18 protein-coding genes are annotated in these 16,406 nt (G+C 59.3%); 11 read left to right on the forward strand and 7 right to left on the reverse strand.

What is annotated here, in order from left to right; all coding sequences use genetic code 11:
- Positions 1-6: 6 nt before the first annotated feature.
- Positions 7-345: a hypothetical protein gene (locus AC2FGE_RS12740; protein ID WP_480500669.1), complete on the reverse strand. Its 339-nt coding sequence runs from the start codon at positions 343-345 to the stop codon at positions 7-9.
- Positions 342-1,262: a DnaJ C-terminal domain-containing protein gene (locus AC2FGE_RS12745; protein ID WP_496819584.1), complete on the reverse strand. Its 921-nt coding sequence runs from the start codon at positions 1,260-1,262 to the stop codon at positions 342-344. The genes AC2FGE_RS12740 and AC2FGE_RS12745 overlap by 4 nt, the downstream gene beginning before the upstream one ends.
- A 159-nt stretch (positions 1,263-1,421) precedes the next feature.
- On the opposite strand from AC2FGE_RS12745, the gene AC2FGE_RS12750 reads away from it, so the two are divergent.
- Entirely contained in the window at positions 1,422-1,805 is a 384-nt protein-coding gene (locus AC2FGE_RS12750; protein WP_496819585.1) for a hypothetical protein, read from the forward strand.
- Here AC2FGE_RS12750 and AC2FGE_RS12755 read toward each other — a convergent pair whose 3' ends face one another.
- Together AC2FGE_RS12755 and AC2FGE_RS12760 are read right to left on the reverse strand one after the other, a co-directional pair.
- The gene (locus tag AC2FGE_RS12755; protein WP_496819586.1) at positions 1,806-2,903 is read right to left on the reverse strand and encodes a cystathionine gamma-lyase; all 1,098 of its coding nucleotides are present in this window, start codon (positions 2,901-2,903) and stop codon (positions 1,806-1,808) included.
- A gap of 3 nt (positions 2,904-2,906) precedes the next feature.
- A complete protein-coding gene (locus AC2FGE_RS12760; RefSeq protein WP_496819587.1) occupies positions 2,907-3,749 on the reverse strand; it encodes an LOG family protein in 843 nt (280 codons plus the stop codon).
- 79 nt (positions 3,750-3,828) lie between these two features.
- On the opposite strand from AC2FGE_RS12760, the gene AC2FGE_RS12765 reads away from it, so the two are divergent.
- The 4 genes from AC2FGE_RS12765 to AC2FGE_RS12780 all read left to right on the forward strand — a co-directional run bounded on the left by AC2FGE_RS12765 (position 3,829) and on the right by AC2FGE_RS12780 (position 6,811).
- Positions 3,829-4,740, forward strand: coding sequence for a threonine/serine dehydratase (locus tag AC2FGE_RS12765; protein ID WP_496819588.1), 912 nt, complete (start codon positions 3,829-3,831; stop codon positions 4,738-4,740).
- 108 nt (positions 4,741-4,848) lie between these two features.
- On the forward strand, positions 4,849-5,676 hold the full coding sequence (dapD, locus tag AC2FGE_RS12770; RefSeq protein ID WP_496819589.1) for a 2,3,4,5-tetrahydropyridine-2,6-dicarboxylate N-succinyltransferase: 828 nt from the start codon (positions 4,849-4,851) through the stop codon (positions 5,674-5,676).
- Between the two features lie 108 nt (positions 5,677-5,784).
- A complete protein-coding gene (locus AC2FGE_RS12775) occupies positions 5,785-6,411 on the forward strand; it encodes a LysE family translocator (RefSeq protein WP_496819590.1) in 627 nt (208 codons plus the stop codon).
- Positions 6,412-6,463: 52 nt separating this feature from the next.
- Positions 6,464-6,811 carry a DUF8846 family protein gene (locus AC2FGE_RS12780; RefSeq protein WP_496819591.1) on the forward strand — a complete coding sequence of 116 codons (348 nt, stop codon included), beginning with the start codon at positions 6,464-6,466 and terminating at the stop codon, positions 6,809-6,811.
- Here the strand turns inward: AC2FGE_RS12780 and AC2FGE_RS12785 are convergent.
- Positions 6,808-7,866, reverse strand: coding sequence for a transporter substrate-binding domain-containing protein (locus tag AC2FGE_RS12785; protein ID WP_496819592.1), 1,059 nt, complete (start codon positions 7,864-7,866; stop codon positions 6,808-6,810). The genes AC2FGE_RS12780 and AC2FGE_RS12785 overlap by 4 nt on opposite strands.
- Positions 7,867-8,075: 209 nt before the next feature.
- Here AC2FGE_RS12785 and dapE point away from each other — a divergent pair, with 209 nt between their 5' ends.
- The 3 genes from dapE to rnr are packed head-to-tail and all read left to right on the forward strand — an operon-like array spanning position 8,076 to position 12,110.
- Positions 8,076-9,215, forward strand: coding sequence for a succinyl-diaminopimelate desuccinylase (gene dapE / locus AC2FGE_RS12790; protein ID WP_496819593.1), 1,140 nt, complete (start codon positions 8,076-8,078; stop codon positions 9,213-9,215).
- 3 nt (positions 9,216-9,218) lie between these two features.
- A complete protein-coding gene (locus tag AC2FGE_RS12795) occupies positions 9,219-9,794 on the forward strand; it encodes a TIGR04282 family arsenosugar biosynthesis glycosyltransferase (protein ID WP_496819594.1) in 576 nt (191 codons plus the stop codon).
- 57 nt (positions 9,795-9,851) lie between these two features.
- Entirely contained in the window at positions 9,852-12,110 is a 2,259-nt protein-coding gene (gene rnr, locus AC2FGE_RS12800) for a ribonuclease R (RefSeq protein WP_496819595.1), read from the forward strand.
- Here rnr and AC2FGE_RS12805 read toward each other — a convergent pair.
- Both AC2FGE_RS12805 and AC2FGE_RS12810 read right to left on the reverse strand, forming a co-directional pair.
- Positions 12,101-12,487, reverse strand: a complete 387-nt coding sequence (locus AC2FGE_RS12805; protein ID WP_496819596.1) for a DUF1801 domain-containing protein — start codon at positions 12,485-12,487, stop codon at positions 12,101-12,103. The genes rnr and AC2FGE_RS12805 overlap by 10 nt on opposite strands.
- A complete protein-coding gene (locus AC2FGE_RS12810; RefSeq protein WP_496819597.1) occupies positions 12,484-13,182 on the reverse strand; it encodes a glutathione S-transferase family protein in 699 nt (232 codons plus the stop codon). The genes AC2FGE_RS12805 and AC2FGE_RS12810 overlap by 4 nt, the downstream gene beginning before the upstream one ends.
- An 84-nt stretch (positions 13,183-13,266) precedes the next feature.
- Here AC2FGE_RS12810 and AC2FGE_RS12815 point away from each other — a divergent pair, with 84 nt between their 5' ends.
- The 3 genes from AC2FGE_RS12815 to AC2FGE_RS12825 all read left to right on the forward strand — a co-directional run bounded on the left by AC2FGE_RS12815 (position 13,267) and on the right by AC2FGE_RS12825 (position 16,318).
- Positions 13,267-13,980 (forward strand): helix-turn-helix transcriptional regulator, encoded by a 714-nt coding sequence (locus AC2FGE_RS12815; RefSeq protein WP_496819598.1) that lies wholly within the window; start codon positions 13,267-13,269, stop codon positions 13,978-13,980.
- Between the two features lie 90 nt (positions 13,981-14,070).
- Entirely contained in the window at positions 14,071-15,363 is a 1,293-nt protein-coding gene (locus AC2FGE_RS12820; protein WP_496819599.1) for a lytic murein transglycosylase, read from the forward strand.
- A 151-nt stretch (positions 15,364-15,514) separates the two neighbouring features.
- Positions 15,515-16,318, forward strand: coding sequence for a class I SAM-dependent methyltransferase (locus tag AC2FGE_RS12825; RefSeq protein WP_496819600.1), 804 nt, complete (start codon positions 15,515-15,517; stop codon positions 16,316-16,318).
- The last annotated feature ends 88 nt before the right edge of the window (positions 16,319-16,406 follow it).

The raw sequence follows: 16,406 nt of genomic DNA on the forward strand, positions 1-16,406 counted from the left end.
TTCAACTTATCCACGCTGGAACCGCGCCGTGCCGATCACTTCGATCACTTGTTGGCGGACGGGTTCAGGTTGTGCTTCGACAGCATTCAGAACCTCGCGTAGTTCGGCGCGCAACCCGTGCATCTGATCGATCAGAGAGATCATCATCGACAGGGCATCCGCCTCCATATCGTATTGCTCATGCAGTTCGCAGGCCAGTTCCAGACGGGCAACGTCGATGCTGTGATAGACCACGCCTTGTGCCGATTGCTCGGGAATCACAATCTCGGCGGCCAGATATTCGGTCAGGCGATCCGAGGTCAGGCGGGTGATGGTGGCGATCAATTCCTCTTCGGTCAGGGTCATGACTGCATTCCTTTGCGCGGGTCATAGCCGTGGCTTTGGCGCCAGGTTTCCATGAATTGCTTAAGCTCATCGTCGATCTGGTCGGGCAAGGCGACGGTAAGTTCGATCAGTTGATCCCCACGTTCGGATGAGCCGCGTTTTTTGACGCCCTTGCCCCGCAGGCGCAGGGTCTTGCCGCTGCTGGTGCCTGCCGGTACGGTCACGTTGACACCTCCGTCGATCGTGGGCGCGCGGACTTTGCCGCCCAGAATGGCTTCGTCAATGCTGATGGGCAGCGTGATGTGGATGTCGTTGCCCTGCCGGTCGAACACCGGATGGTCCGCCACCGAGATCGTAACCAGCGCATCACCTGCCGTTCCCTCACCATAGCCCGGAGCGCCTTTGCCCCGCAGCCGGATGGTCTGGCCCGTGGTGATGCCCGCCGGTATCTTGACCTCGATCCGGTTGCCATCGGGCAGGGTTAGTTTCTGACTGGCCCCGAACACGGCATCCAGAAAGCTGATCTGCAGCGAGTAGTTCAGGTTGTGACCCGGCGCGTGGAATTCCTGCGTGTGCTGACCACCGAAACCGCCGCGACCGCGCATGAACTCGGCGAAGATGTCTGACATATCATCCGGGTCCGCCTGCCGCCCGCGATAAGGGTTTCCAGCAGCTTCAGCATAGTCACGATAATATTGCTGTTGCGGGCGCTCCTGACCCGAAGCGTCAATCTCGCCATTGTCATAGCGGGCGCGGGTTTCGGGGTCTTTCAATAAGTCATACGCTGCTGCGGCGGATTTGAACTTTGCCTCAGCCTCGGCATCCCCCGGTTTCAGGTCCGGGTGGCATTCCTTGGCGATGCGCCGATAGGCTTTCTTGATCTCGGCGGCACTGGCGTCTTTGGCCACGCCAAGGACGGAATAGGGATCGTCGCTCATCTCACCTCTCGCGGATGTGGGTCGGTCTGATCTTTATGAATGTGTTTTATCATGCGATTTCAACCGGCCAAAAGGAAGAGGCAATTGAATTGCTTCGTAAAATCCAGCAGGTCTGTTAGTATCTACATGTTCTCAGATGTTCTTTGACGGAGGCTCCGAATGTCACGCAGATTCAAATCCGCTTTGGCCTTGCTGGCCGGGAACGCAATCGGGTTGATATTGGCAGTGCTGCTGCTGACCGGTTTTGCGATCAAGCCTTTGTCATTTGTGGTCGTGGTCATCGTCTTCACCGTTGTTCAAGTGATCGCAGAGCCGTTGATCCTGAAGATCGGAGAAAAGAAAGCGCCTGCACTCAAAGGCGGCATTGCCTTGATCGTGACTTTTGTGGGCTTGCTGGTGACCGAATGGATCACAGCCGGACTTATTATCGGAGGGGTGGCAAATCTGTTGGCAGCAACGCTGCTGGTGTGGTTGGGCGCCTTGATCGGCAGCATTGTTCTGCCGATCTACGTGTTTCCCGAACTGCGCGCGCCCAAGAACTAGCTAAAGCGCATTCAGGCTGGCCTCGATGGCTTGCCACAGTTCCTCAACCGGTTCACATCCAACGGACAGGCGGATGAAACCGGGGTCAACATCATCGCCCCAGCGGGCGCGACGCTCGGCCGAGCTGTGAATGCCGCCAAAGGAAGTCGCAGGGCGCAGCAAAGGGCAGCCGTTGATAAACGCTTCTGCCATATCCTCATTGTCCAGCGTCAGGGAAAGCAGAAACCCGAACCGTTTCGTCTGAGCCTGCGCAAGTGCGTGCGCCGGATCGCCAGGCAACCCAGGATAGCGCACCAACCTGACTGCGGAATGGGCGGCCAGCCGCTTGGCCAACACCTGCGCTGAACTGCACATGCGATCGTAGCGCACGTCCAGTGTTTCCAGCCCGCGATGTAGCAACCATGCCTCATGCGGGCCGGGGATCGCTCCTGAGACGCGTCGCCATTCCTCGACCCGTTCCATGATCTGGTCATTGCGGCTGGCCACATGGCCCATCAGCAAATCCGAATGCCCACCCAAGGCCTTGGTGTCGGAGGACACCACGACATCAATCCCCAGATCCAGCGGGCACTGGCCCAGCGGGGTCAGGGTTGTGTTATCTGCAATTGTTACCCCTCCGGCGGCGCGCACTTGTTCAGCAACGGCGGCCAGGTCGATCATATCCAGACCGGGATTCGACGGGCTTTCGACGAACACCACGTCAAACCCCTTAAAACCACCCTCCGCAAAGGACGTTGTTGCGCGTTCCTCGACCTCGACTCCGAGGCGCGAGAGGAACCGATCCGACAGCAGGCGCGTGACATAGTACCCGTCCGACGGGATCAACAGACGTGATCCGGCCTGAACCGTGGCAAACAACGCTGCTGAGATCGCCGCCATACCCGAAGGAAAGCTGAGGCATGACGCGTCCTCAAGATGCGACAGCATATGCTCCAGCTGCACCCATGTCGGATTGTCGACGCGGCCATAAGTGGCCAGACCATCCGTTGCGCCCGGCAGGTGGTACATGCTGCTTTGGGTCAGCGGCAGGGCCACCGGTTCACCTTCGTTCAAGGTATTGCCACGCAGGTGCAGCATGTCTCCGATCTTAGGGGCCATGGTTCAGCGCCCCGGAATGGCGTCGCGGGGCGGGGCGGGTTCCCAGTTCTCGATGATATCAACCGCCTCTTGCGCGGTGTCGACAAAACGGAACAGGTCGAGGTCTTCGTCCGAAATCGTGCCCGCATCGGCCAGTGCCGCCCAGTTGATGACTTTCTCCCAGAACTCACGACCAAACAGCAGGAAGGGTACACGCTCCATCCGGCCTGTCTGGATCAAGGTCAGGGCTTCGAACAGTTCATCCATTGTGCCGAAACCACCGGGGAAAATGGTGATGGCGCGGGCGCGCATCAGGAAATGCATCTTGCGGATCGCGAAGTAATGGAAGTTGAAGCTAAGATCGGGTGTCACATACAGGTTAGGAGCCTGTTCGTGCGGCAGCACGATGTTCAACCCGATAGAGCAGCCATTTGCGTCTTGCGCGCCGCGATTCCCGGCCTCCATCACACCCGGCCCACCGCCGGTAACGATCACATTTTCACGCCCACCGGTTTCGTTGGATTTTTCGGTCATCAGCCGCGCGAATTCGCGGGCTTCATCGTAGTATTGAGATAGACCTGCCAGCGTTTCGGTCCTTGCAGTGTGCTTTTGCGACGGTTCCGGAATACGCGCGCCGCCGAACATGACGATGGTCGAGGTGATCTGGCGCTCACTCATGATCATCTCGGGCTTGAGCAGCTCCAGTTGCAGACGCACCGGGCGCAGCTCATCCCGGCACAGGAATTCTTCGTCGGCAAAGGCAAGGCGATAGGCGGGCGAGCGGGTCTGCGGCGTATCCGGCACCTCGCGCGCGGTCGAGCGATCTGTTTGTGCGTCGCGGAACGGGCTGTGACGGTCTTCTCTCATGGGTGAACGATCCCTGCTTGCGTGTTTTTCAAACAGCTATAGGCTTCGCGGGCAGAGCGCCAGTCACGGAAAGACAAGAATGAATTGGAAGAGCGAAATATTAGCCGCCCAGCATCGCATTTCGGGCTATGCGCAGGTGACGCCGGTAATGACCAGCAAGATACCGGGCTATCCCATCGAACTGAAGCTGGAGCAGATGCAGCATACCGGCAGTTTCAAGGCGCGGGGGGCGTTCAATACCCTGATCAGTTCTGATGTTCCCGAGGCCGGAGTGGTGGCGGCTTCTGGTGGTAATCACGGCGCAGCGGCCGCCTATGCGGCGCAGGCGCTGGGCTACCCGGCCAAGATATTTGTGCCCGAGCTTGCGGGGCCGTCCAAGATCGCATTGATCAAGCAAACCGGTGCGGACCTGAGCGTTGTATCGGGCGAATACGCGAACGCGCTGACGGCCGCGCAGGCGCATGAACAGGCGACCGGCGCGATGCAAATCCATGCCTATGACGCACCCGCAACGGTGGCCGGGCAGGGGACGTGCTTTGCCGAGTGGGACGCTCAGGGGCTGAAAGCTGATACCGTTCTGGTCGCGGTTGGCGGGGGCGGCCTGATTGCGGGCGCGCTGGCGTGGTTTGACGGCGCGCGCAAGGTTGTGGCGGTCGAACCCGAAACCTCTTGCGCCTTGAATGCGGCGCTGAAGGTGGGTGAGCCGGTGGATGTGTCCGTGTCCGGCATCGCCGCGAACGCTTTGGGTGCGCGGCGAATTGGCCAGATTTGCTTTGACCTGGCACAGGGCGTGAGCTCGGTTCTGGTGAGTGACGAGGCCATTGCTGAGGCGCAGCAGATGCTATGGCAGGCACATCGCATTCTGGTGGAGCCGGCTGGGGCCGCAGCGTTGGCGGCGCTAACTTCGGGGGCCTATCAGCCCGAACCGGGTGAGCGTGTCGCCGTCCTGATCTGCGGTGGCAATATCGCGCCCGATCCGCTTGCCGGTTGATTGGTTGAGGCGCAGACGCAAACGGATCCGTGTTCGTCGCATTGCGCCATGAGGTTCACTTGCGTATAGGCCAAACCAACACGAACAGATTCTGTAGGGAGACGCCCAATGTCCAACGCGCAATTGGAAGCCGCCATCGAAGCCGCCTGGGAGGCGCGCGATACGATTACACCCGCCACCACGGGTGAGCAGCGCGAAGCCATCGAGGATACTCTGAACGCGCTGGACAGCGGGTCATTGCGGGTTGCTGAGAAGTTGGAAAGCGGCGACTGGCATGTGAACCAATGGGCGAAGAAAGCGGTCCTGCTGGGCTTTCGCATCAAGGACATGGAAATGCAGACCGGCGGCCCTCAAGGCGGTGGCTGGTGGGACAAGGTCGACAGCAAGTTCGCCGGTTGGGGCGACAACCAATGGAAATCTGCGGGGTTCCGTGCGGTGCCGAACTGTGTTGTCCGCAAATCTGCCTTCATCGCACCGGGCGTCGTCCTGATGCCGTCCTTCGTGAACCTGGGCGCCTATGTGGACGAAGGCACGATGGTTGACACCTGGGCCACCGTCGGATCCTGCGCGCAGATCGGCAAAAACGTGCACCTGTCCGGCGGCGTTGGTATCGGCGGCGTGTTGGAGCCGATGCAGGCGGGCCCGACCATTATCGAGGACAACTGCTTTATCGGCGCGCGTTCCGAAGTAGTCGAGGGCTGCATCGTGCGCGAAGGCTCGGTTCTGGGGATGGGCGTGTTCATCGGCAAGTCGACCAAGATTGTCGACCGTGAAACCGGCGAGGTCATGTATGGCGAAGTCCCGCCCTATTCAGTGGTTGTCGCCGGATCGATGCCATCAAAGAACAACGTGAACCTCTACTGCGCGGTGATCGTGAAACGCGTGGATGAAAAGACACGTTCGAAAACCGGGATCAATGAGTTGCTGCGCGACTGATCCAAACGTAGCGTGAATGGCAAAAGGCCGTGGATAGGCTCCGCGGCCTTTTTCGTAAGACCATCATGCTGCTATACCGGGCGCTGCCACACAGGAAGAGAACGACCCATGATCCCCATCGATATCGCCATCTTGTTCATGGGGGCCGCGATTGCGCTGGCCGCTGTTCCTGGGCCAGACAATATCTTTGTGATGACGCAATCGGCGCTTTATGGTCGGATGTCAGGGTTGGTTGTGACGCTGGGATTGGCCAGTGGGCTTATCGTGCATACCACTGCAGCGGCTTTGGGCGTGGCCGTAATCTTCCAAACTTCACAAACCGCCTTTGCAGCGCTGAAATACGCTGGTGCGGCCTATCTGGTCTATCTAGCGTGGAAGGCTTTCACTGCGGCAGGGTCTGCGCTTGACGGGGGCGATGCGCCGGAGATTCCGACGCACAAACTCTATCTGCGCGGGCTGATCATGAATATCGCTAATCCGAAGGTGACGATTTTCATGCTGGCCTTCCTGCCGCAATTTGTCGATCCGCTGAACGGCTCGCTGATCGGGCAGTTCTATCAACTTGGGGCGTTGATGTTCCTGGCGACGGTTGTGGTGTTCGGAGCCGTGGCCCTTGCAGCGGGTACGTTGGGTGGCTGGCTGAGGGGCTCGCCTTCGGTTCAGCTATGGATGAACCGCGTTTCGGGCGCGATCTTTGTTGCGCTGGCCCTCAAACTGGCCACGGCCGAGCGCTAGGGTCCTGACCCTAAGCTTGACCAATTCAGGCCGCAGGGCTAAGGCCCGTGGCATGGAAAAGCAGAAAAAGCCCTCGCGCCAGCAAGTCTATACCCTTCTTGTTCAGATCGGACGGAAGGATGGGGATGGTTTGCCCGACGGGGCAACTGGTGCGGCGTTGATCTGTTATGCCAGTGGCGTGGATGAGGCCGAGGCCGTACGCGAGACTGTGGCCATCCTGAAACAGGCGGATACGGCACCGCTGGATGTCACCGGTTACGGCACATTGGCTGAGCGTGAGGCACAGGGCCATGACATCGATCCCGACGAGCGTTCCCTGATGCAGCGGGCGCTGGACGAAAACGCGGTAATCGTGGCGCAGATGACCCCGTTTTTTGAAGACGAGACCTCAGCCTCTTAATTCTGCGATCCGAACCATTTGCGGTGTAGTTCGTCATAGGTCCCGTCCTCACGCAGCGACAGCAGCGCCTGATTGACCTCTTCCACGAGTGGCGAGCCAGTCGGGAAGGCAATGCCATAGTTTTCTCGCAGGAAGATGCTACCGGTCATCGTCGCGATCCTGCGCCCCTCGTGCGCTGCGAAGTAGGACAGGATAGGAGCGTCGAACACGACAGCGTCCAAATCTTCGGCCTTGAATGCCTCAAGCATTTGATCGAGCCCCGGATAGCCTGCGTATTCGATATCGCGCCGGTCCAGAAAGCTGGCCGCAGTTGAACCAGTAATGGTGCCAACATTCTTGCCATAGAGATCATTCACCGAGTTCACATTTCCAGTGATCGCGTCCACCGTCATGACACTGGTGATCCGGGCGGTGAAGACCGATACAATGAACAGCGAGGATACCACCAGCACCACGCCCAGAATGCGGCCAAATGGTGTGCGAGGCATCCGTTCTTCAAAACCACCATTCACGACCAGATTCAGCGCCCACCAGAAGGATGGGAACCATGCCTCGTTCAGCTTGCGGTCGAAATAGGGCTGGGCGCGCCGTTCGAACCCCCACATCAACATGCCGCCGCCAAGCAGGATGGCGAAGGCCAGCCCAATGGCGATGAACAATTCGGTGGATAGTAATGCCTGCAACAGCGACGGTCTGCGCACCGCGTCCGATGGCACCATGATCTGCAAGCCCGCCTCGAAAATCGGCTGGCTAAAATCCATCTGCGTTTCGCGCGAGGCCGTGATCGAGATATTGGCGATGGCCAAATCGGCCGATCCGTCCTCGACCGCGCCCAGCATCTCGGCAAAGGAATCCACGCGCTGGACAGAGTATTCCCATCCCAAAGCCTCAGAAAGAGCCCCCAGCAGGTCCATCGAGAATCCGGTTTCGGCACCGTCCTCAACATAGGAAAACGGCGGGCGTGTCACTGTCGTGACATTTAGCGTCTGTGCCAGGCTTTGCTGTGCGAGAACGGCGAAAGTCAGGCTGATCAATGCGTAGAATGCGCGCTTCATGGTCAAGTCACCCGTTTCGCGGCCCTGTAACGCGAATGTATATGCATGGGCAAGGTGGCCGCAGAGTAAATCGGCATGTTTTATTGCGCTCTCAGACTGATACATCGCTTGTTCAGTGCGATAATTTTTGTGGATTGGCCTTGGCAATCCTGCCAATTCGTTGAATCTGTGCACGAACCTGAACACATGACCAACAGCGAGGCCCACATATGACCGATGCAGTTCAACTGACGGCAGACCTGATCCGTTGCCCATCGGTCACACCTGATGAAGGCGGAGCGCTTGTCCTGCTGCAGAATATCCTAACGGAGGCAGGGTTCGAATGTACCCGCGTGGATCGCGGTGGCATCAGTAACCTGTTCGCCCGTTGGGGTGCCAAGGGGCACGCGCGGACGTTTGGCTTCAACGGCCATACGGATGTAGTGCCTGTGGGGGATCAGGCGGCCTGGACCAAACCGCCCTTCGGGGCCGAGGTTCATGACGGTGTGATGTATGGGCGCGGCGCGACGGATATGAAATCGGGCGTTGCCGCCTTTTCAGCTGCGGCGATTGATTTCGTGCGCGACACGCCACCCAACGGGGCGATTATCCTGACCATTACGGGCGACGAAGAAGCTGACGCGTTGGATGGTACCACCGCCCTGCTTGATCATATGGATCAGGCTGGCGAAAAGATGAGCGTGTGTCTGGTTGGCGAACCCACTTGCCCGAACCGGATGGGCGAGGTGATGAAAATCGGCCGGCGTGGGTCAATGACTGCATGGTTCACAGTGACGGGGGTTCAGGGGCATTCCGCCTATCCGCATCGGGCCAGGAACCCATTACCAGCCATGGTGCGGCTTATGGATCGGCTGGCCAGTCATGAACTGGACCAAGGCACCGATCACTTCGATGCGTCTACGCTCGCCGTTGTCACAATCGACACCGGCAATCCCGCGACAAATGTCATCCCCGCGCAATGCAGCGGCACCGTCAATATCCGCTTCAACGACACGCATACCGGTGCAGGTCTAAGCGACTGGCTCAAGGCTGAAGCGGCGCGCGTGGCTGAAGAGTACGGCGTTGAGGTGGATACCAAAATCAAAATCTCGGGCGAAAGCTTTTTGACCCCGCCAGGCGCACTGTCCGATTTGGTGGCGCAGGCGGTTGAGGCCGAAACGGGCGTGCGACCCGAACTGTCGACAACCGGTGGCACTTCGGATGCGCGGTTTGTCAAAAACCATTGCCCGGTGGTCGAGTTCGGGCTTGTCGGTCGTACCATGCATCAGGTCGATGAATGTGTCGAGGTGGCCCAGATCGAGCAGTTGAAGGCGATTTATACGCGTATTCTGACGGACTATTTTGCCTGACCGATGCAGCGCACTCTGGTCATCATGGTCAAAGAGCCGCGTCCGGGTCGCGTCAAAACTCGACTGGGGCGCGATATCGGCATGGTTGGTGCGGCGTGGTGGTTTCGCCATCAGACGCGCTCTCTGATCCGTCGGCTGCGCGATCCGCGTTGGCAGATTGTGTTGGCGGTTTCCCCCGACGCCGAAGGGCTGACCAGTCGCATCTGGCCCGCCGATCTGCCACGTGCCGCGCAGGGGAGGGGCGATCTCGGTGACCGTATGGGGCGGATGCTGCGCGGGATGCCAAATGGGCCGGTTTGCCTGATTGGGGCGGATATTCCGGGCATCGCGCGCTGTCATATCTCGGACGCGTTCAAGGCATTGGGTCGTTCGCAAATGGTGTTCGGCCCGGCCCCGGATGGCGGCTATTGGCTGGTCGGTGCGCAACGCTATGGCGCGTTGCCGGTGGGCTTGTTTCGGGATGTGCGCTGGTCGACAGAACATGCGCTAGCCGACACGTTAGCGTCAGTTCCCGGCTGTCGTGTCGCCTTGTTGGACGAACTGCGCGACGTGGATACCGTCGCTGATTTGCACGGCTGAGCCAAAGGGGCACTTTTTGGTCATGACGCGGTTGCATGCGCGTGCTAGGCCAAAGATATGAGTAGCATTCCCACCAAGCAGGAGGTCCTTGACTGGATCTCAGCGAACCCCACCCTGACCTCGAAACGTGATATCGCCAAGGCCTTTGGCATCAAGGGCGCGGATCGGATCGATCTGAAGCGCATCCTCAAGGAGCTTGAGGCCGAGGGGCATCTGGAAAAGCGCAAGCGCAGCTATCGCGACCCGGACCGCCTGCCTCCGGTCAGCGTGCTGCAGGTGAAGGCCCCGAATGAAGACGGCGACTTGTTCGCGCGGCCTCTGGAGTGGCATGGGGACGGTGTCGAGCCGATCGTTCTGCTGATCACCCGCGCCAGCGATCCGGCGCTGGGCGAGGGCGACCGCATTCTGGCCCGCCTGACCGTGGTACATGAGGAAGACCACAACTACGAGGCGCGCCTGATCCGTCGCATTGGGACGAACCCGCGCAAGATCGTCGGCATCTATCGCAAGGGGGCCGAGGGCGGGCGGATCGTGCCTATCGACAAGGCCGGTTCAACGGAATGGCTGGTGCCAGAAGGCGCGGTGCATGGGGCCAAGGATGGTGAGTTGGTCGAGGCCGAACAGGCCGGGCCCAAGAACCGCATGGGGCTGCCCCGCGCGCGCATCGTTGAACGTCTGGGCGATCCGACCGCACCCAAGGCCGTGTCGCTGATCGCCATTCACCAACACAGCATCCCGGATGATTTCCCTGACAAGGTGATTGATGAGGCCGACAAGGCCAAACCCGTTGGCCTGAAGGGCCGCGAGGACCTTCGGGACATGCCGTTGCTGACCATCGACCCGTCAGACGCGCGCGACCATGATGATGCATGTTACGCGCATGCGGATGACGACCCCAAGAACCTCGGCGGCCATGTGATCTGGGTCGCGATTGCCGACGTTGCCGCCTATGTTCAGCCGGGCACCGCGCTGGACCGCGAGGCGCGCAAACGCGGCAACTCCAGCTACTTCCCGGATCGTGTCGTGCCGATGCTGCCGGATCGCCTGTCCGGTGATCTGTGTTCCCTGCACGAAGGCGTCCCGCGGGCATGTATCGCCGTGCGTATGCAGATCGACGCCGAGGGCAACAAGATCGGCCATCGCTTCGTGCGTGGTTTGATGCGCTCCGCCGCGTCGCTGCACTATGCCGAGGTGCAGGAGGCCATCGACGGCACTCCTAACGACCGCACCGGACCGCTGCTAGAGACGGTTCTGAAACCGCTCTACGCCGCCTATGCCGCGCTGAAAACCGCGCGTGCGGCGCGGCAACCACTGGAACTGGACCTGCCCGAACGCAAGATCGTTCTGTCCGACACGGGAGAGGTGACCAGCGTCGCCTTCCGCGACCGTTTGGATGCACATAAGCTGATCGAAGAGTTCATGATCCTCGCCAATGTCGCGGCGGCTGAAACGCTGATTGCGAAACGTCGGCCACTGCTGTTCCGCGTCCACGAAGAACCCGCGCCCGAAAAGCTGGAGAGCTTGCGTGAAACGGCGCAAGCCGCCGGCCTGAACCTTGCCAAGGGTCAGGTTCTGCAAACCCGTCACCTGAACGCCCTGCTGAACGCCGCAGCTGGAACCGAAGATGCCGAGCTGATAAACCTTACCACACTGCGGTCGATGGCGCAGGCCTACTATAACCCTGAGAACTTTGGCCATTTCGGGCTGGCGCTGCGGAACTATGCGCATTTCACCTCGCCCATCCGGCGCTATGCCGACTTGATCGTGCACCGTGCGCTGATCTCGGCCCATGGCTGGGGCAAGGATGGGCTGACCGAGGATGAAATCATGCGGCTGGACGAAACCGCCACTCATATTTCGGACACTGAACGGCGTTCGATGATGGCCGAGCGCGACACGACCGACCGCTATTTAGCGGCCTATCTGAGCGAACGGGTGGGCAATGAATTCTCAGGCCGGATCAGTGGCATTGCGCGGTTCGGGGCCTTCGTGAAGATGGACGAGACCGGTGCTGATGGGCTGGTGCCCGTGCGGTCACTGGGGCGTGAGTTCTTCCATTTCGACCGCGAGGCCGGAACGCTGATGGGGTCGGACACCGGCCTGATCATTGCCATCGGCCAACGCGTCACCGTGCGCCTGACCGAGGCAACCCCGGTGACAGGTGGGCTGGAGCTGGAGCTGCTGTCAATCGACGATCAGGCCCTGCCGCGCGGGGGCGGCCCTGCCAAACGGGGCATGCGACGGAAGGCAGTCAGTACCAAGCGCAAGAAGGACAAGATCAAGCGCAAGGTCGAACGCAAACGCCGTCAGAGGTGATACGTTAGGGCCCGCGCGATCAACCAGCCATGGCGGGTCGGGTCGATCTGATCCACATCGTCGAACAGCACCGCCCTGTTGCCTTCAATCCGATCCTCATCGGGAAAGGCGGTTGTGAAGTCCCCCATCAACCGGCTTTGGCAATGTACGAACAGGGCAAATGACGCAGACTTGTGCCCGCCCAACCGAATGGTCGAGCCTTTGGGGGCCAGATAGGCAGGCTGACCCCACCGCAGAGCCTCTTGCAGCGGTTGTGCGCGGGGCAGGGCGTTGGCTGTCTCGAAGATCAGATCACGCAGGGCAAACGCCCCGGCGCGAGTTTCCGACGGTAAGGCCGCAAAAACGGCTGCTATGGCGGGGTCTTCAATCTGCGTCATGACAGCGGCACGGCCTGTTCCATCCGGTCTATATAGCTGTTGAGCAGGTTATCCTGTTTGATGCGCCGGGTCAGCGGTGTTTCAACGGGTGTTGCGCGCATTGCGGCCAGCATGGGGCCAACGCTCATATCTGCTGCGGTTGGTTGCTCTCCCAACAGGAAGGGTGATTGCCACAGATAGGCCGAGATCGCCTCGAGATCACGCTCGATCCTTTCCAGGCGCTCGTTCAGAGAAAAGCGACCAATGCCTTGCGCTGTAAGTCCTTTCAGAACAGATTTTCGGATCGAATTCGAAGCTGGTTTGCGGATCAGGGCCGGAATGCCGGTGAAAAAGGTTTCGCGCAGGATGGGCCAGGCCTCGTCATTGCCCCAGCGGTCCAGAACGATCTGGAAGTACAGATGCTCTTCTGCCATGCGGATCAGGGCGCGGGACTGCGCCTTCTGAATGTCCGACAAACCAGCATCGAAGTCAGCTCCTTGCTGTTCCAGCCAATCGCGGATCAGATCGCTGTCGGGTACCAGACGCTCGGGCGTGCGCAGCACTGGCAGTTTCTGATGTGGCATTTTCCGGGGATCCAGCATGTCGGATCGCTGCCAGCGTTGGCCAGACTGTTGCAGCATCAGCGCTGTTTTCACGCAGAACGGGCTGGCACTAAATAGGCCGAACGCTGAAGGGTAAGTCAGAAGGGTCAGCATTAATAAGCTCCATCATTGAGGATGGCCGGACCTTAGACACGACTGATGACAGTTTCTGACATTAGAGGTAGGCTAACATCCGATATGTCCCGCACTGCCCGCCTGTTCCAGCTGATGCAAGCCTTACGCTCTGGCCCGTCGCCGAAAACCTCGGTCCAGCTGGCGGACGATCTTGATGTGTCGCCCCGCACGATACACCGCGATATAGATGCGCTGCGCGGCCTTGGCGCGGTTATAGATGGTGAGGCCGGATTCGGGTTCACCCTGATCGAAGACGCAACCCTGCCGCCATTAGGTTTTACCGATGATGAGCTTGAGGCGCTGGTCCTGGGTCTGCGCGAAGTGCAGGTAATCGGCGATCCGGCACTGGCTGATGCTGCCAGCGCCGCGTTGCGCAAACTTCAAGGACGGCTGCCACCGCGCCAATCCCACAGGCTGAGCCACGCGGTATTGGCGGCGACGCGATTTAACCGACCCCCTGCGCCCACCATCGAAGTTGCCGATCTGCGGCAGGCCACATGGGATGAACGCACAGTCGAATTTGCATATACCGATGCCAAGGGGGATGAGACCCGCAGGCGGGTGGACCCCTTGAGCATCGTGTACATGGACCGTTCGAATGTCTTGCTCAGTTGGTGCCATCTCAGGCGGGATTTTCGTGTCTTTCGGTTGGATCGCATGCGCGAAATGTTGGTGACAGATCAAAGCTTTCGCCCGAATCGTATACCAATGCTGCGCGATGTTCTCGCCCAGATCCGTTCAAAACGCGCCGCACATGAACAGGACGAAAACAGCTAAGACCTTTGAGAATTGCTGATTTTGCGCTATCCTTGGGGTTGAGCAGTACTCAGGAAAAAAATCGGAATGCATAAATGCATAGGTGGCGTCATGACCGCCGCATTATGGGCATCCATCGTGCAGGCGTCAGCGACAGAACACGCCCCCAGGCCCGAGATTCGGCCTGCGGGTGGCGAAATCCAATTGGCTTCGGCGGATGTTACGACATCCCTGCGTCCGGTGCCCCGGCCCGAGGTTGAGGTCGTGCGGGCGTCTTCGGGTGGGAATGCGCGATTTCAGGCGTGGTTAGGTGCGTTTGCGGATCGGGCGCGGGATCAGGGCATCTCGCAATCTACGCTGGGCCACGCATTGGCGGGCCTGTCCTATGATGTCGATGTCATAAGGCGGGATCGCAATCAGGCTGAATTCTCAAAACCGATTTGGGAGTATCTGGACAGCGCCGTCTCGGATACGCGCATCGCAAACGGGCGCGCGGCGCTGGATCGGCACCAAAAGGTCCTAAAGCGGATCGAGGCGCAATACGGTGTCGAGAAAGAGGTCGTGACCGCAATCTGGGGGTTAGAGACATCGTTCGGCACCTATCGCGGCAGCAACCCGACGATCCGGTCTTTGGCGACACTGGCCTTTGATGCACGCCGGGCATCCTTCTTTGAAACCCAGTTGATCGCAGCTTTGCAGATCATTCAGGCAGGCGATGTCAGCGCGGGCCGGATGATCGGCAGTTGGGCCGGGGCGATGGGGCATACGCAGTTCATGCCGACCTCATATTTGGATCATGCGGTTGATTTCGATAGCGATGGGCGGCGCGACATCTGGTCGGATGATCCGACCGACGCACTGGCCTCGGCGGCGGCCTATCTGGCCCGGCACGGCTGGATCAAAGGGCAGCCTTGGGGTGTTGAGGTTCGCCTGCCCCAAGGGTTCGATTATGCCACGGCCAAACGCGATTATAGTTTGATGCCGTCCGAATGGGCGTCTTTGGGCGTGGTCGGGCGTGATGGCGAACCGGTTCCCGATCACGGGCTTGCTGCGATCCTACTACCGGCTGGTGGGCAAGGCGTTGCTTTGATGATCTTTGACAACTTCAGTGTGATTGAGACCTATAACGGTGCTGATGCCTATGTCATCGGCATTGGTCACCTGTCCGACCGCCTGGCAGGCCACGCACCGTTTCAGGCCCCTTGGCCACGGGGCGACCGGGTGCTGAGCTTTACCGAGAAGAAAGAGCTTCAAACCCGACTGACCAAAGCGGGATTTGATACGCAGGGCATCGATGGGCGGACAGGACCAAACACCATCAACGCCGTACGGGCCTATCAATTGGCTCAAGGGTTGGTGCCGGACGGGTACCCAACGTTGAACCTGTTGGAACGGTTGCGGTGATTGGGGAGGTGAATGATTTGAGTTGCTGCGGGGTCTGCAACGCGGGACATAGCCGCTGTTTGATCGACTTGCCCAAATGTCTGCTTTTTTTGATTTCGAGGCGGAGAAAGATTAGCTTACTGCCGCATGATGTGTTTCGAGGAGCGAAGCTATGTCTGATCCATATTCTAATCTAGGAGCGCAAGATCCTGCGATTCAGGAACGGATTGCAGCAGCGATGGAAGCCCGCTGTCTTGAGCCTGCACAGGTAGCAATCCGCAGAGCCTATCTGAATGATTTAGAGCTCCCGAGCAATGCAAGTGCGTTGGAATTGGGGTCCGGCACCGGCCATGTAACAAAAGACCTGTTGGACCTTGCTGGCGCATCAACCGCGCATGGGCTCGAACCCTCGCCGATTATGGTGGAACGGGCTAAAAAGAGTTTCGGCGATGATACGCGTCTCAATTTCGAAATCGGCGACGCCAAGAACACAGGTTTTGAAGACGCATCATTCGACCTTGTTTTGATGCACACCTTGCTCTGCCATGTGCCTGACCCCGGAGACGTAGTTCAGGAAGCATTCCGCATCCTGAAGCCGGGCGGTGTTTTGGCAGTCTGTGACGGCGACTACGACACCGCGACGGCGCAGTTTGCAGATTTTGACCCGCTCGATCAGCTCATCCGTTTCATGATTAATCAAAACGTCACCAATCTTTGGATTATGCGACAAATCTCCGACATGCTTGCCAAGACTGGTTTTCAACTTGGAGCGCGCAGAGGGCATGGATATGTCGCCGAAGGAGAGGCGACATATTTCCTGACTGTTATTGACCGAGGCGCGGATCGCATGGTCGAAGAGCGTTTACTGTTCCCGGAAACAGCGGAGGCACTGAAGACAGAAGCAAGACGTCGGGTGTCCGAAAAGACCTTCTTCGGCTTTATGTCTTACGTGAGCCAGATTGCCACAAAGCCCTAGGAAACTAAGAAATCTCGTAGTCCGGACATTCGTTTGACGCGCAGCATCGGTCACTCAGGGCTCCGAGCCGACATTGTCGCCAAACCAG

The organism is Ruegeria sp. YTSA075 (genome assembly GCF_059610245.1).